Raw genomic sequence first — 14465 nt, forward strand, 5'->3', positions numbered from 1 at the left:
TCTCGTGAGTTCCCTGGTGGATGCGGTGGGAGCGTCCGCCGTCGTCACGGACCCCGACATCATGGCCGGATATCGCCAGGACTGGGCGCGCGACCCCGATGCCGGGACGCCTCTGGCAGTCGTGCGCGCCACCAGCACCGCCGACGTCCGCGCCGTCATGCTGTGGGCGACCGAGCACTCGGTTCCCGTCGTCCCTCGCGGCGCGGGGTCGGGCCTGTCCGGAGGTGCGACGGCGGTCGACGGCGGCATCGTGCTGAGCACCGAGGCGATGCGCGACATCACCGTCGACGCGGTGACCCGCACGGCGGTCGTCCAGCCGGGGCTGCTGAACGCCGAAGTCAAGGCTGCCGCCGCCGAACACGGCCTGTGGTACCCACCCGACCCGTCGTCGTTCGAGATGTGTTCGATCGGCGGCAACGCCGCCACGAACGCCGGTGGCCTCTGCTGTGTGAAGTACGGCGTGACCACCGACTACATCCTCGGACTCGAAGTGGTGCTGGCCGACGGCACCGTCGTGAACCTGGGGGGCCCGAGGCTCAAGGATTCCGCGGGGCTGTCGTTGACCAAACTGTTCGTCGGCAGCGAGGGCGTCCTGGGAGTCATCACCGAGGTCACACTGCGGCTCATCCCCGCTCAACCACCTGCCAGCACCGTCGTCGCCACGTTCACGGAGCTGTCCGACGCCACCGATGCCATCCTGACCATCACGCGATCGCTGCGTCCGGCGATGCTCGAGTTCATGGACTCCACCGCGATCAACGCCGTCGAGGACGCGATGAAGATGGGTCTGGACCGCTCGGCCGCCGCCATGCTCATCGCGCGGTCGGACTCCCCCGGCGCCCACCGCACCGAGGAAACCGAAGTGATGGCCGACGCGTGCACAGCGGCCGGGGCGGCCGAAGTGTTCGTCACCTACGATCCCGACGAGGGCGAAGCCTTCGCTGCCGCACGACGTTTCGCCATTCCCGCCGTGGAGCGCACCGGGTCGCTGCTCCTCGAGGACGTCGGGGTACCGCTTCCGGCTCTCGCGGACCTCGTCGAAGGAATCGCGAAGATCTCCGACGCGAGAGAGGTCGTGGTCGCCGTCATCGCGCACGCCGGCGACGGGAACACGCACCCTCTCATCGTGTTCGATCCGGACGACGCGGACATGGAGGGACGGGCTCATCTCGCATTCGGCGAGATCATGACTCTCGCGATCTCGTTGGGCGGCACCATCACCGGCGAGCACGGTGTGGGCAGGCTGAAGAAGGCATGGTTGCCCGCCCAGGTGGGCGAGGACGTCATGGACCTGACCCGCAGGATCAAGCACGCGCTCGACCCTGCGGGGATCCTGAACCCGGGGGCCGTCCTCTAGCCGCCCACGTACGCGTCGGCGACGTCGAGCACGTCGTCGAGGATGTCCAACCCGCGGCGGATGTCCTCCTCGGTGGTGATGAGCGGTGGGGCGATCTGCAGGCGGTTGCCTGCCGCGAAGGGCCACAGTCCGCGAGATTTAGCTGCCGCGACGACGTCGGCCATGGGAGCCGCGTCGGCGCCGGACGCATTGAACGGGATCAGCGGTTCGCGGGTGGACGGGTTCTTCACCAGTTCGACGGCCCAGAAGTAGCCCATCCCGCGTACCTCTCCGACGCTGGGATGCTTCTCCCCCAGCTTCGTCAGTCCAGGACCGAGCACGTTCTCACCGACGGCGCGGACATGTTCCAGGATGTCGTCACGCTCGAACACCTCGATCGACGCGATACCCGCGGCGCACGCCAGCACGTGTCCGCTGTAGGTCAGACCTCCCGGGTACGGCAGATGGTCGTAGCGCTGAGCGATCTCCTCGGAGATGATCACGCCGCCCAGCGGCACGTATCCCGAGTTGACGCCTTTGGCGAACGTGATCAGATCGGGTTCGACGCCCCACGCCTGGCATGCGAACCAGTGCCCGGTGCGGCCGAAGCCCACCATGACCTCGTCCGCGATGTAGACGATGCCGTAGCGGGTGCACAGCTCGCGCACCCCTGCGAGGTAGCCGGGCGGCGGGACGAGTACCCCGTTGGTTCCGACCACGGATTCCAGGATCAGTCCGGCGATGTTCTGTGCGCCCTCGAGCTGGATGACCATCTCGAGGTGGGCCAGTGCCGACGCGGTCTCCTCCTCGGGACTCGCCGAATTCCACGGTGAGCGATAGGCGTACGGACCGAAGAAGCGGACGACATCGACGTTCGTCGGCTCGGTTCCCCACCGGCGCGGCTCCCCGGTCAGGCCGATCGCGACACCCGTGCCGCCGTGATACGACCGGTATGCGGCCAACATCTTGGTCCGCCCGGTGTGTTGACGCGCGAAACGCACGGCGTGCTCGACGGCCTCCGCACCGCCCGTCGTGAAGAAGACCCGGTTCAGATCCCCCGGAGCGCGCTCGGCGATGAGCCGCGCGAGTTCGCTGCGCTTGTCGTTGGCGACGGTCGGCGAGATCGTGGTCAACACCTGCGCCTGGGCGACGATCGCGGCCACGACGTCCGGGTGCTGGTGGCCGATGTTGACGTTGACCAGCTGCGAGGAGAAGTCCAGGTATCGCGTGCCCTTGTCGTCCCAGAAGTACGACCCCGACGCACCCGCGATCGTGATCGGATTCAACTCCGCCTGAGCGGACCACGAGTAGAAGACATGGTCGGTCATGTACTACCTCCGTTATCGAGCGACTCCGGATTCCGTCGCCACCACTGACGTCATCATGGCAGGCAGCACCGACTCGCCGTAGGCATCCAGCGTCGCGGTCTTCGCATCGTGTTGGAGGTAGACCGCGAACTGGTCCACACCGAGCGACTCGAGCTGCCGTAGGCGTTCGACATGCTGCTCGGGCGAGCCCAGGATGCAGAAGCGGTCGACGATCTCGTCGGGCACGAAGTTCGCATGCGTGTTCCCGGCGCGGCCGTGCTGGTTGTAGTCGTACCCGTGACGGCCGGCGATGTAGTCCGTCAGTGCCGCAGGCACTCCCGACGTCGCCCCGTACCGCGTCACGATGTCGGCCACGTGGTTTCCCACCATGCCGCCGAACCACCGGCACTGCTCGCGGGCGTGAGCTGCCGCGTCGACGGACCCGTCCGTGACGTAGGCAGGGGCGGCCACGCAGATGGTCACGGCATCGGGGTCGCGCCCCGCCCTCTCGGCGGCGTCGCGCACGGTGGCCACCGTCCATTCGACGATGTCGGGGTCGGCGAGCTGGAGAATGAACCCGTCGGCGACCTGTCCCGTCAGTTCCAGTGCGCGAGGACCGTATCCGGCGACCCACACCTCCAGTTCGGACTGCGCTGCCCACGGGAATCGGACGGTGGTGTCGCCGACGTGGGCGGAACGCCCGTTCCCCAGTTCGCGGATGATCTCCACCGACTCGGCGAGCCGCGCGATGGTGGTGGGCTTCCCACCCAGAGTGCGCACCGCGGAGTCACCTCGGCCGATCCCGCACACGGTGCGGTTGCCGTACATCTCGTTGAGTGTGGCGAACGTCGACGCCGTCACCGTGACGTCCCGCGTCGACGGGTTGGTCACCATCGGCCCGACGACCACCTTGCGGGTGCTTGCGAGAATCTGACTGTGGATGACGTAGGGCTCCTGCCACAGCAGGTGCGAATCGAAGGTCCACACGTGTGAGAAGCCGTGCGTCTCGGCGATGCGAGCGAGTTCGACCACCCGCGAACTGGGTGGAGTGCATTGCAGCACTACTCCGAAGTCCATCCCTCACACCAGATTCTGGGACAGGTCGCGGCGAACGAAACGGCCGTGCCCGGCGCGGCCAAGGTACTCGCCGCGGTCGACGACGACGGTTCCACGGGAGATCACCGTGTCGACATGGCCGTCCACGGTCATGCCCTCGTAGGCGGAATAGTCCATTCTCATGTGGTGCGTCTCGACTCCGATGGTGGTGCGGCCGTTCGGGTCGTAGACCACCAGATCCGCGTCGGCACCCGGCGACACGATGCCCTTGCGCGGGTACATCCCGAACATGCGTGCCGGCGTCGTGCAGCACACCTCGACCCACTTCTCGAGCGTGATCTTCCCCGACACCACACCCTGGTACATCAGGTCCATCCGATGCTCGACCGACCCGATGCCGTTGGGGATCCTGGAGAAGTCGCCGATACCCATCTCCTTCTGATCCTTCATGCAGAAGGGACAGTGATCGGTGCCGACCGTCGAGACGTCCCCTGTACGGAGGTACCGCCACAGCTCGTCCTGGTGCCCCTCGGCACGGGACCGGAGCGGTGTCGAGCACACCCACTTCGCGCCCTCGAAGCCCGGCGCACCGAGTTGCTCCTCGAGCGAGAGGTACAGATACTGCGGACACGTCTCGGCGAAGACGTTCTGCCCCTTGCCTCGTGCCGTCGCGATCTGCTCGAGTGCCTGTTTCGCCGACACGTGCACCACGTAGAGCGGTGCTCCCGTCACGTCGGCCAGCATGATCGCGCGATGCGTCGCTTCTTCCTCGAGCTGCCACGGCCTGGACGTGCCGTGGAAGTACGGCGCCGTGTCACCGCGTGCGATCGACTGCTCGACCAGGACGTCGATGGCGATGCCGTTCTCCGCGTGCATCATCAGCAGCGCGCCGGTCTCGGCGGCAGTCTGCATCGCCCGCAGGATCTTCCCGTCGTCCGAGTAGAAGACGCCGGGATAGGCCATGAAAAGTTTGAAGCTGGTGACTCCTTCGGAGACCAACTCGCTCATGGCCTTCAACGAGTCGCTGTCGACGTCTCCGATGATCTGGTGGAATCCGTAATCGATGGCGCACGAACCGGCGGCCTTCTCGTGCCACGTAGCGAGGGTGTCCTGGACACGCATCCCGGGGTTCTGGATGGCGAAGTCGACGATGGTGGTGGTTCCGCCCCACGCGGCAGCGCGCGTCCCCGTCTCGAACGAGTCGGAGGCGAAGGTGCCTCCGAACGGCATCTCCATGTGGGTGTGGCCATCGACCCCTCCGGGGATCACGTACTTCCCGGTCGCGTCGACGACGACGTCGCTCGACGATGCGAGGTCGGCGCCCAGCAGTGCCGAACCCGGTTGCAGCACAGCGACGATCGTCTCACCGTCGATCAGGACGTCCAGCGGCTGTGACCCCGTCGGCGAGACGACGATGCCCCCGTGGACGAAGGTCGTCGTCACGGTGTCACCAGGGGACCGTAGGCGTCGGGTCTGCGATCGCGATAGAAGGCCCACCGATCGCGGACCGTCTTGATGAGCGACAGGTCCAGATCGCGGACGATCAACTCGGCCGCACTGTCCGACGCGACCTCGCCGACGAACTTTCCCTCGGGATCGACGAAATAGCTCGTGCCGTAGAAGTCGTTGTCTCCCAACTCCTCGACTCCCACCCGGTTGATCGCGCCGATGTAGTACTCGTTGGCCACGGCCGACGCCGGTTGCTCGAGCTTCCACAGGTAGTTCGACAGCCCTCGCGAGGTGGCGGACGGATTGAACACGATCTCCGCCCCGGCCAGTCCCAGTGCGCGCCATCCCTCCGGGAAATGGCGGTCGTAACAGATGTAGACCCCCACCTTGCCGACGGCGGTGTCGAACACGGGCCAGCCCAGATTGCCCGGGCGGAAGTAGAACTTCTCCCAGAAGCCGTTCAGATTCGGAATGTGGTGCTTGCGGTACTTGCCCAGGTACGTGCCGTCCGCATCGACCACCGCCGCCGTGTTGTACAGGACGCCGGGCTGCTCCTGCTCGTACACCGGCAGCACCATGACCATGCCGAGTTCCTTCGCCAGGGCCTGGAAGCGCTCGACCGTGGGCCCGGGAACGGACTCGGCGTAGTCGTAGAACGACGCGTCCTGCACCTGGCAGAAGTAAGGACCATAGAAGAGTTCTTGGAAACAGAGAACTTTCGCACCCTGCTCGGCTGCCTGGCGGGCGTAGACCTCGTGGGCCTGGATCATCGATTCCTTGTCGCCGGTCCAGGTGGTCTGGACCAGGGCAGCGCGCACGATCGTCATGAATGGCACCTCCGCATCGGCATTCTTTCGGTGATCCTGCACCCGATCCGCCGGGTAGTCCACCGGTGGGACCTCAGCCGTTCGTCACCTCGGGAGGCAGGGAGTCGAGCATGTCCACCGACGAGCCGTTCCAGCGATAACGGACCAGCGCCGGTCCGCCGGACACCTCCGCGGTCGCTTCTCCGTCCCGGAGCCATCGGTACGACACCGTCACCGTGTCGTCCAGCTGCGCATACGGGTCGATGTCGGTGAACGCGTACGGACGGGCGGTAGCCGTTCCCAGATACACGCCGTCGTGGAAGAACAGGACCGTCGTGGGGCTGGAGCCGGTCGCACCGTCGGGCACGGCCAGCGCCCACGCCAGCACACTGCAGGCATCGCCCTGACCGGCGCGCGTCCACCCGCTGCCGGAGAACGTCGGCAGCGAGGCGATCGCCGCGTCGATCACGTCGTCGTCCAGGCACGGATCCGCAGGGGTCTGCCTGTTGCCGTCCACCACCTCCTGCGGCAGGTCGTCCAGCATGACCACGGACGATCCGTTCCAGGTGTAGCGGACGAGGCCTGGTCCGCCGGACTGCTCCGCGGTGGACTCTCCCTCCCGGAGCCACCCGTACGACACCGTGACCGTGTCGTCGGTCTGCGAGTCGATGTCGGTGAACGAGTACGGCAACGCGGTGGCGGTCCCGAGATAGGTGTCGTCGTGGAAGAACAACACTGTCCACGGACTCGACCCGGTGCCCCCGTCGAGCGCCGCGAGCGCCCACGAGAGCGTCGCGCAAGGATCGCCCTGGCGCACGAGGCGCCAACCACTGCCGAAGAACTGGGGCAGCGAATCGATGCCCGCCACCACGACGGAATCCTCCACACACGCGGTCGACGGTTCCGGGGCGGCCGTCGACGCGGATTCCGAACCCGGTGTCGGAACCACCGCGGACGAGGACGTGGTGTTCGGCGAAGGAGGTGGTGCCGCGGAGCCCTGTACCGAGTCGGAGCACCCGCTCGCGAACAGCGCGGTGACGGCCAGGGTCGCGAGGAGTGTTCGTCTCATGATCGGTCCATCCGAGTGAACAGACCGATCGTTACGTCACCGGCGGATTCGTCACCGTTCCGTGACCCGAATGAATAGGAAACATCATTGTTGCAGAAAGGGTGACCATATCTAGGTCAGCCTGACCTTGCTGGTGGGAACGCTTTTTCAGTATTACCGTCATTGTCATGACTTCCCTCGAAATGCCCCGCGTCAGTGATTGCAGTGTCAGCGCCTGTTCGTACAACCACGACGGATGCCACGCCTTCGCCATCAATGTCGGAGGCTCGAACGGAACGGCCGATTGCGGCACGTTCATTCCGCTGAGCACCAAGGGCGGTCTCGAGACCGTCTCCACTCAGGTCGGTGCGTGCCAGCGCGTCGACTGCTCGTTCAACGACAACCTCGAGTGCAGCGCGGCAGCGGTCCGCATCGGCGCCGGCGAGTCGTCGGACACCGCGAACTGCCTCACCTACAGCAAGGCCTGATCGACCTCAGCTGAAACCGAGGACCTTCTCGCCCCAGATCTCCCGCAGTTCTGCATCGGGGTCCTCCACCAGGGTGTCCCTCGCGTCGATCACCAGGGTGCGACGTCGTTCGTCGTAGGGCGCCCAGTGCTTCGAGCCGTCCAGTGCAGCAGGTACCCCGTGCCACGCGAACGCCACCCAGCGTCGCTGAATCCGCCGGGATACCTGCTGCGCGGCCTTGCGCCCTCCGAGCCAGAACGTGGGATCGCGGTCGAAGGTGCCGAAGTTGCCGAACACGTACGGCAACTCGGTGGCGTGACCCGCACCGATCCGGGCCGCGCGCAGTACCGGAGTGGCGTGGTCGAACCGGTAGACGAAAGTCGGTGACGTGCGGCAGTGCGCCTCGGCGATCCACAGGCTCGGCATGCGGAAACCCGCGTCTCGCGACAACGCCAGTGCCCCCGCACTCTTCGGGAGATCCGGGTACGCCGCCAGGATCTCGGCGATCCGGGCGGGCGAGAGGTCCGGATGATCCACCGCGATCGCCTCGAACATGGTGCTGACGGTGTCGGACGTGACCGGCATCAGCGGCGACTTCATCATCCGGAACACCGACGCCTCGTCGTGGTTCGATCCGATGATCAACGGGATGTCGTGCGCGTACCCCTTCTGGAATGCCGCGACCGGGTAGCGAGGCACCACGTCACCGTCGACGACCGGTGCGAAACCCAGTGTGCCCGGTACTTTCTCGGGCACCTCGTACACCAGCTTCTCGGCAGCGTCGACCAGTCGCTGGACCGGCAAGGCCCGCAACTCCCCTGCCCTCTCCGGCGTCAGGTCCACCAGTTCGAGGAAGCGCTCCGCGGCGACGCGTGCTCGCTCGGGTCCGTAGACCGACGTGGCCGGGGCACTCTGCGCGATGGCCTTGTGGAAGAGGCCCTTCGCTGCGGGAGATGTCATGAGCGTCGTCACCGACGCGCCACCCGACGACTCCCCGAACACCGTGACGTTCGAGGAGTCCCCACCGAATGCGTCGATGTTCTCGCGCACCCACGTCAACGCGAAGATCTGGTCGCGCAGACCGATATTGGTCTCGAAGATGTCGTCGTCGGTGCCGAACGACGACAGATCCAGCCACCCCAATGCCCCGACGCGGTAGTTCACGGTCACCACGACGACTTCACCGAGGTGAGAGAGGTTGCGGCCGTTGTAGATCCGCTGCGCCGAGGAACCCAGGACGTACGCCCCGCCGTGGAGCCACACCATGACCGGGCGGCGCACCCCGTCGGGCGTGGGAGCCCAGACGTTGAGCGTCAGACAGTCCTCGTCGATGGGGATGGACGGATCCATCGGCACCGGACCGTCGCGCCCCTGGGGCGCCATCGCCCCGAAACTCGCTCCGTCGAGAATCCCGGTCCACGGCTCGGGCGGTCGCGGCGCGCGGAATCGGAGCGGGCCGACGGGCGGAGCCGCGTAGGGAATGCCCTTCCAACTGACGACGTCACCGCGGCCGTGACCACGCACGTCACCGTCCCTCGTCGTGATCACGAGGCTGGTCCGGGCTGCGTCAGGCACGTCGCCGACGCTACCCGTCGCGACCTACGCCGAGACGAGTCGGCCGAGGGCGAAGAGGGCCGCCGGCGAGTACGCGAGAACGATCGGCGCCAGACCGTCCACGACCAACCAGGTCTGCGAGCCGGTCCGAGCCTCGTCGACGCCGTGCTCCAGGGTCAGTCCGGCGCTCCGGGCGCCTATCCATGCCCGCCAGGACCAGACCCGAGCGGACTCGTCCACGGACAAGACCTCGAACGACACCCGAATTCCCAGCGGTCCACGCACGGTGCCCGTCGTCCCTGCTGCGAGACGAGGAGTAGACGCGTCGACACCGAGTATCTGCGGCGCCCACGTCGGCCACAGCGAGATGTCCATGTACCGCTCCCACGCGACGGCCACCGACGCGTCACCACGCCGCCGCAGAGTCTTCTTCATGCGCACGGGATTCACCACGGGACCCGGGGTCAAACCGACGACGGTCGAACGCCCGGGTTCAGTTCCGCTGCGCAATGGCCGGGCGTAGTGTCCGAAACTGACTTCACTATCTTCGCCATCGACCGTCAGTGGCCGGTGGCCGACATGTAGGCGGCGACAAGGATGACCACTCAGGCGTCAGCCAATCACACGGCAAAAGTCATCGGCGTGACCATCGCGGCGGCGGTCGGCGGCTTTCTCTTCGGTTTCGACAGTTCCGTCATCAACGGCGCCGTGGACTCGATCCAGGGCAAGTTCGCTCTCGGCGAGTTCCTCACCGGTTTCACCGTTGCCATCGCTCTTCTCGGATGCGCCGCGGGCGCCTGGTTCGCCGGCGGCCTGGCCGACAGGTGGGGCCGCAAGAAGGTGATGCTGCTGGGCTCGGCCCTCTTCATCATCTCCTCGGTCGGATCGGGTCTGGCGTTCAGCGTCCCCGACCTCATGCTGTGGCGCGTTCTCGGCGGACTCGGCATCGGCATCGCGTCGGTGATCGCTCCGGCGTACATCGCGGAGATCTCCCCGGCACGCATGCGAGGCAGCCTCGCATCGCTCCAGCAGCTGGCGATCACCATCGGTATCTTCGCGGCTCTGCTGTCCGACGCCGTGTTGGCGGACCGCGCCGACGGAGCGTCGAACGATCTGTGGCTGGGCCTCGAGGCATGGCGGTGGATGTTCATCGTCGGTGTCATCCCCGCCGTCGTGTACGGCGTTCTCGCCCTGCTCATTCCGGAATCTCCCCGGTACCTCGTCGGAAAGCATCTGGACGAGGAAGCTGCCGAGATCCTCGCCAACATCACCGGTGAGAAGCACCCGAACGAACGTATCCACGAGATCCGTCTGACCCTGCGCAAGGAGCAGAAGTCCTCGTTCGCCGACATCCGCGGGCCGCGGTTCGGTCTTCAGCCGCTGGTCTGGGTCGGCATCATCATGGCGGTGCTGCAGCAGTTCGTCGGCATCAACGCGATCTTCTACTACTCCACCACGCTGTGGAAGTCGGTCGGCTTCAGCGAGAGCCAGTCGTTCACGACCTCCGTCATCACGTCGATCATCAACGTGGCCATGACGTTCGTCGCCATCCTCTTCGTCGACCGGGTCGGTCGACGAAACCTGTTGATGGCAGGTTCCATCGGTATGTTCGTCGGCCTGCTCATGGCTGCCGTCGCGTTCTCCCAGCAGATCGGAAGCGGCGACGACGTCTCGCTTCCCGACCCCTGGGGCGTGGTCGCCCTGATCGGTGCGAACCTGTTCGTCATCTTCTTCGCGTCGACCTGGGGCCCGATCATGTGGGTCCTGCTCGGCGAGATGTTCCCGAACCGGATGCGCGCCATGGCACTCGGTATCGGTACGGCCGCCAACTGGGTGGCCAACTTCGTGATCTCCCTGACCTTCCCGTCCCTGACCGAGATGGTGGGACTGTCCATCGTCTACGGCGGGTTCGCGGCCTTCGCCGCCGTCTCGTTCTTCTTCGTCAAGGCGAAGATCCCGGAGACGAAGGGCATGGAGCTCGAAGACATGAAGTAGTCCCTCCCGCTCACCACTACCGGCCTCCCTTTGCTCATCCGAGGGGAGGCCGGTGTTATGGTCGGCGAGTTCTGACACGGGGTGCTTCGCGTAGCGAGGCTGAGATGACACCCGAGAACCTGATGCAGGTAATTCTGACGAAGGGATGTCACGGCCATGACGCCGTACGACCATGCGGTCGACGCTGCCTCCACCGCGGATGCAGCCGACCACGCACGCTTCACCGACCACCTCTGGGACCGCACCGCCGGGCTCCGCGCCCGCATCGACGACCTGGAGTTCCTGACCCGACTCGGTGACGGCACGCTGCCGGTTGCCTCGTTCCGGACGTACATCGAGCAGGACGGCCTGTACCTCGAGGGGTACGCCAAGGCGTTGGCCATCCTGTCCTCCCGCGCGGTGGACCCCGAGGCGGGCGCTTTCTGGGCGACGTCCGCGGCGACCGCGGCGGTCGTCGAGAAGTCGCTGCACACCAGCCTTCTTGCCGACGACGCCCTGGGCGGCGCCTCGGACGTTCCCGTCGAGCACAGTCAGGCCTGCCTGGGATACGTCTCGTTCCTGACGGCCACCGCCGCGACGGACACGTACGCCGTCGGCGCGGCGGCCGCGCTGCCGTGCTTCTGGATCTACGCCGAGGTGGGCCGCGGACTGGCGGCATCGGCGCGCGCCGTACTCGATGCCGATCCCGGTCATCCCTACGCCCGGTGGGTGACTACCTACGACGCCGAGGACTTCCAGACGTCCGCCGCCCGCGCCCGCGAACTCGTCGACGAGGCAGCAGCGGTCGCCGGGGATGCGGAACGACAGCGGATGACCACGGCGTTCACGATCGCGATGCGCTACGAACTGCTGTTCTGGGACACGGCCCTGAACACGACACCCTGGCCCGCCGCGTGAGGCGCCTCGCGGCTCTCGTCGCCGCCGTCGTCGCCGCCGGGTCGCTCACCGCGTGCGCGTCCTCGGGCGCGTCGGATGCGAACACCATTCGCTTCGCGCTCGACTGGACCCCCAATACCAACCACACGGGCCTGTTCGTCGCCGAGCAGGAGGGGTACTTCGCCGACGCGGGCCTGAACGTGGAGATCCTGCCGTACAACTCGACGTCGCCGGACACGCTGATCGACTCGGGCAACGCAGAATTCGGGATCAGCTTCCAGAGCTCCGCGACGTACGCTCGCGCCGCCGGGGCGAAGGTCACCTCCGTCATGGCGCCGTTGCAGCACTGGGCCACCGGGATCGGAGTCCGCGCCGACCGGCCCGACATCGGCAGCCCGCGGGACCTGGACGGTCGGACCTACGCCGGATTCGGCGACGCCGGCGAGAGCGCCTCGCTCGAGCAGGTCATCCGGAACGACGGTGGCACCGGAAAATTCGAGACGGTCGTGCTCGGAACGTCCGCCTACGAGGCCGTCTACTCCGGCACCGCCGACTTCACCGTGTCCTACTTCGCGTGGGAGGGTCTCGAAGCAGAACACGCCGGCACCCCCATGAAGTACTTCGACTACACCGACTACGGATTCCCCGACTCCTACGCCATCGTCGTCGACGGCGGTGACGACTGGATGGCCGAGCACCCCGACGAGGCACGGAAGTTCGTGCAGGCACTGCAGAAGGGCTACCAGAAAGCTGCCGACGATCCCGATGCCGGCGCACGCGATCTGATCGCGGCGAATCCGGGAGCGTTCACCGACGAGGACCTGGTGTACGAGAGCCAGAAGATGTTGGCGGACAAGTACATGCTGGACGAGAACGGGCGCGTCGGAACCCAGACGCTCGAGCGCTGGACGGGTTACTCCAAGTTCCTCTTCGACGCCGGAGTCCTGGCGGGCCCGGACGGGTCGCCCGTGACCAGCGAACCGGACTGGTCGACGTATTTCACGAACGAGTATCTCGATCAGGGCTGACCGAGCGGCCATGACGTCCGAGCGATTCCGGCGGTTCGGTCCGGCGCTGCTGCTCGCGGGCGGACTCGTCGCGTTCTGGCAGGTGTACGTCGTCGTGAGCGGCATCTCCCCGCGGGTCCTGCCGTCACCGTCGCGCGTGGTGTCGCAAGGCTGGGCGAACCGCGACGTCATCGCCGGTCATGCCGCGTCGACGATCCAGGTCACGCTTCTGGGTTTCGCCGTGTCGCTGGCGGTGTCCTGGGTCATCGCGACGTGTGTCGACTTCTCCCCCTGGCTGCGGCGTGCGCTCGTGCCGCTCCTGGTCGTCTCGCAGACCCTTCCCGTCATCGCTATCGCACCGCTGATGATCATCTGGTTCGGATTCGGGATAGCGCCCAAGCTCCTCGTCATCGCGCTGGTGACGTTCTTCCCGATGACTCTGGGTCTGATCGAAGGGTTCGCCTCGGCGGACAAGGAATCCGATGCGCTGCTGCGCAGCATGGGCGCCTCCCGTCGCCAACAGTTCCGCTACGTCCGCGTACCGTCCGCACTGCCCCGGTTCTTCACGGCTCTGCGTATCGGCATCACGTACGCCGTGGTCGGTGCGGTGTTCTCCGAATACGTCGGAGCCACATCGGGTCTGGGGATCTACATGGCCCAGCAGAAGAACTCCTTCCGGACCGACCTGGTACTCGCCGCGGTTCTGGTGACGGCGGTCTGCAGCATCGTCCTGTTCCTGCTGACCTACGTCGCGGAGCGCCTCGTCGCTCCGTGGGCACTGACGGCGAAGGCGGTCGATCGATGACGACACCGGTGGTCGATCTGCGCTCGGTGATCAAGTCCTACCCGGGCACTCCGGTACTCGACGGGATCGACCTGGCGGTGGACGAAGGACAGTTCGTCTCCGTCATCGGTCCCAGCGGCTGCGGCAAGAGCACACTGTTCGCACTGTTGGCCGGACTCGAACCAGCCGACAGCGGAACCGTTCTCACACCGCGGTGCGCCTACATGCCACAGAAGGACCTGCTGTTCCCGTGGCGGTCGATCCTGGGCAACACGACACTCGGCCTCGAAGTCCAGGGTGTCTCCCGTTCGGACGCCGAGGCTCGCGCGCGAGCCCTGTTCCCGGTGTTCGGTCTCGACGGCGTCGAGGATTCCTCTCCTGCAGCACTGTCCGGCGGCATGCGCCAACGCGCAGCCCTCCTGCGCACGGTCGTGCAGGATCGCGACGTCCTCCTGCTGGACGAGCCGTTCGGCGCACTCGACTCCCTGACCCGGACCTCGATGCAGGACTGGCTGCAGGAGGTGTGGCAGCAGTACCGGTGGACGGTCCTGATGATCACCCACGACATCCGCGAAGCCGTTCTGCTGTCCGATCGCGTCGTCGTGCTCTCCCCTCGGCCCGCCCGGGTGGTCGCCGACCTGACCATCGACCTCCCCCGGCCACGTCCGGTCGAGACGACGACCACGCCGGAATTCGCGGCCTACGAGCGCCGGCTGCTGGAGGCCCTGCACCTCGGTCGATCGAGCGACACACGCCGCCGCGGGACGCGGTAACTTCGAT

At 66.5% G+C, this 14465-nt stretch carries 14 protein-coding genes and 1 riboswitch; of the genes, 7 read left to right on the forward strand and 7 right to left on the reverse strand.

Features of this window, described 5'->3' with window-relative positions:
- Positions 1-61 precede the first annotated feature (61 nt).
- On the forward strand, positions 62-1357 hold the full coding sequence (locus ASG64_RS09780) for an FAD-linked oxidase C-terminal domain-containing protein (protein WP_156388389.1): 1296 nt from the start codon (positions 62-64) through the stop codon (positions 1355-1357).
- Here ASG64_RS09780 and ASG64_RS09785 read toward each other — a convergent pair.
- The 5 genes from ASG64_RS09785 to ASG64_RS09805 all read right to left on the reverse strand — a co-directional run bounded on the left by ASG64_RS09785 (position 1354) and on the right by ASG64_RS09805 (position 7023).
- The gene (locus ASG64_RS09785; protein WP_056073129.1) at positions 1354-2664 is read right to left on the reverse strand and encodes an aspartate aminotransferase family protein; all 1311 of its coding nucleotides are present in this window, start codon (positions 2662-2664) and stop codon (positions 1354-1356) included. The genes ASG64_RS09780 and ASG64_RS09785 overlap by 4 nt on opposite strands.
- Positions 2665-2676: 12 nt before the next feature.
- Positions 2677-3720, reverse strand: coding sequence for a TIGR03842 family LLM class F420-dependent oxidoreductase (locus tag ASG64_RS09790; RefSeq protein WP_056073133.1), 1044 nt, complete (start codon positions 3718-3720; stop codon positions 2677-2679).
- Between the two features lie 3 nt (positions 3721-3723).
- Positions 3724-5142, reverse strand: a complete 1419-nt coding sequence (gene hydA, locus ASG64_RS09795; RefSeq protein ID WP_056073135.1) for a dihydropyrimidinase — start codon at positions 5140-5142, stop codon at positions 3724-3726.
- Positions 5139-5975: a nitrilase-related carbon-nitrogen hydrolase gene (locus ASG64_RS09800; protein WP_042575637.1), complete on the reverse strand. Its 837-nt coding sequence runs from the start codon at positions 5973-5975 to the stop codon at positions 5139-5141. The genes hydA and ASG64_RS09800 overlap by 4 nt, the downstream gene beginning before the upstream one ends.
- Before the next feature lie 73 nt (positions 5976-6048).
- Complete coding sequence (locus ASG64_RS09805) at positions 6049-7023, reverse strand: LppP/LprE family lipoprotein (RefSeq protein WP_082518373.1); 975 nt, start codon at positions 7021-7023, stop codon at positions 6049-6051.
- A gap of 167 nt (positions 7024-7190) precedes the next feature.
- Here ASG64_RS09805 and ASG64_RS09815 point away from each other — a divergent pair, with 167 nt between their 5' ends.
- Positions 7191-7490, forward strand: coding sequence for a DUF1540 domain-containing protein (locus ASG64_RS09815; protein WP_042575545.1), 300 nt, complete (start codon positions 7191-7193; stop codon positions 7488-7490).
- Between the two features lie 6 nt (positions 7491-7496).
- On the opposite strand, the gene ASG64_RS09820 is transcribed toward ASG64_RS09815, so the two are convergent.
- Positions 7497-9044: a carboxylesterase/lipase family protein gene (locus ASG64_RS09820; protein WP_056073144.1), complete on the reverse strand. Its 1548-nt coding sequence runs from the start codon at positions 9042-9044 to the stop codon at positions 7497-7499.
- A gap of 24 nt (positions 9045-9068) precedes the next feature.
- Complete coding sequence (locus ASG64_RS09825) at positions 9069-9491, reverse strand: SRPBCC family protein (protein WP_200933455.1); 423 nt, start codon at positions 9489-9491, stop codon at positions 9069-9071.
- A gap of 129 nt (positions 9492-9620) precedes the next feature.
- Here ASG64_RS09825 and ASG64_RS09830 point away from each other — a divergent pair, with 129 nt between their 5' ends.
- From ASG64_RS09830 to ASG64_RS09850, 5 genes are all read left to right on the forward strand, one after another.
- The gene (locus ASG64_RS09830) at positions 9621-11018 is read left to right on the forward strand and encodes a sugar porter family MFS transporter (protein WP_042575547.1); all 1398 of its coding nucleotides are present in this window, start codon (positions 9621-9623) and stop codon (positions 11016-11018) included.
- Between the two features lie 67 nt (positions 11019-11085).
- A riboswitch (TPP riboswitch) is annotated at positions 11086-11181 on the forward strand.
- The gene (locus ASG64_RS09835; protein ID WP_042575548.1) at positions 11175-11915 is read left to right on the forward strand and encodes a TenA family protein; all 741 of its coding nucleotides are present in this window, start codon (positions 11175-11177) and stop codon (positions 11913-11915) included. It overlaps the preceding riboswitch by 7 nt.
- Complete coding sequence (locus ASG64_RS09840) at positions 11912-12922, forward strand: ABC transporter substrate-binding protein (protein ID WP_235579557.1); 1011 nt, start codon at positions 11912-11914, stop codon at positions 12920-12922. Before ASG64_RS09835 ends, ASG64_RS09840 begins: the two co-directional genes overlap by 4 nt.
- A gap of 10 nt (positions 12923-12932) precedes the next feature.
- Positions 12933-13706: an ABC transporter permease gene (locus ASG64_RS09845; RefSeq protein ID WP_042575549.1), complete on the forward strand. Its 774-nt coding sequence runs from the start codon at positions 12933-12935 to the stop codon at positions 13704-13706.
- Positions 13703-14458, forward strand: a complete 756-nt coding sequence (locus ASG64_RS09850; protein ID WP_042575550.1) for an ABC transporter ATP-binding protein — start codon at positions 13703-13705, stop codon at positions 14456-14458. The genes ASG64_RS09845 and ASG64_RS09850 overlap by 4 nt, the downstream gene beginning before the upstream one ends.
- The last annotated feature ends 7 nt before the right edge of the window (positions 14459-14465 follow it).

Source organism: Rhodococcus sp. Leaf247 (assembly GCF_001426185.1).
Classification (GTDB): domain Bacteria; phylum Actinomycetota; class Actinomycetes; order Mycobacteriales; family Mycobacteriaceae; genus Rhodococcoides.

What these genes read in the sequence shown, in the direction of transcription:
- ASG64_RS09780 (WP_156388389.1), top strand. Translation starts at nt 62, where the DNA reads ATGGCCGGATATCGCCAGGACTGGGCGCGCGACCCCGATGCCGGGACG.
- ASG64_RS09785 (WP_056073129.1), bottom strand. Translation starts at nt 2,664, where the DNA reads ATGACCGACCATGTCTTCTACTCGTGGTCCGCTCAGGCGGAGTTGAAT.
- ASG64_RS09790 (WP_056073133.1), bottom strand. Translation starts at nt 3,720, where the DNA reads ATGGACTTCGGAGTAGTGCTGCAATGCACTCCACCCAGTTCGCGGGTG.
- ASG64_RS09800 (WP_042575637.1), bottom strand. Translation starts at nt 5,975, where the DNA reads ATGACGATCGTGCGCGCTGCCCTGGTCCAGACCACCTGGACCGGCGAC.
- ASG64_RS09805 (WP_082518373.1), bottom strand. Translation starts at nt 7,023, where the DNA reads ATGAGACGAACACTCCTCGCGACCCTGGCCGTCACCGCGCTGTTCGCG.
- ASG64_RS09815 (WP_042575545.1), top strand. Translation starts at nt 7,191, where the DNA reads ATGACTTCCCTCGAAATGCCCCGCGTCAGTGATTGCAGTGTCAGCGCC.
- ASG64_RS09830 (WP_042575547.1), top strand. Translation starts at nt 9,621, where the DNA reads ATGACCACTCAGGCGTCAGCCAATCACACGGCAAAAGTCATCGGCGTG.
- ASG64_RS09835 (WP_042575548.1), top strand. Translation starts at nt 11,175, where the DNA reads ATGACGCCGTACGACCATGCGGTCGACGCTGCCTCCACCGCGGATGCA.
- ASG64_RS09845 (WP_042575549.1), top strand. Translation starts at nt 12,933, where the DNA reads ATGACGTCCGAGCGATTCCGGCGGTTCGGTCCGGCGCTGCTGCTCGCG.
- ASG64_RS09850 (WP_042575550.1), top strand. Translation starts at nt 13,703, where the DNA reads ATGACGACACCGGTGGTCGATCTGCGCTCGGTGATCAAGTCCTACCCG.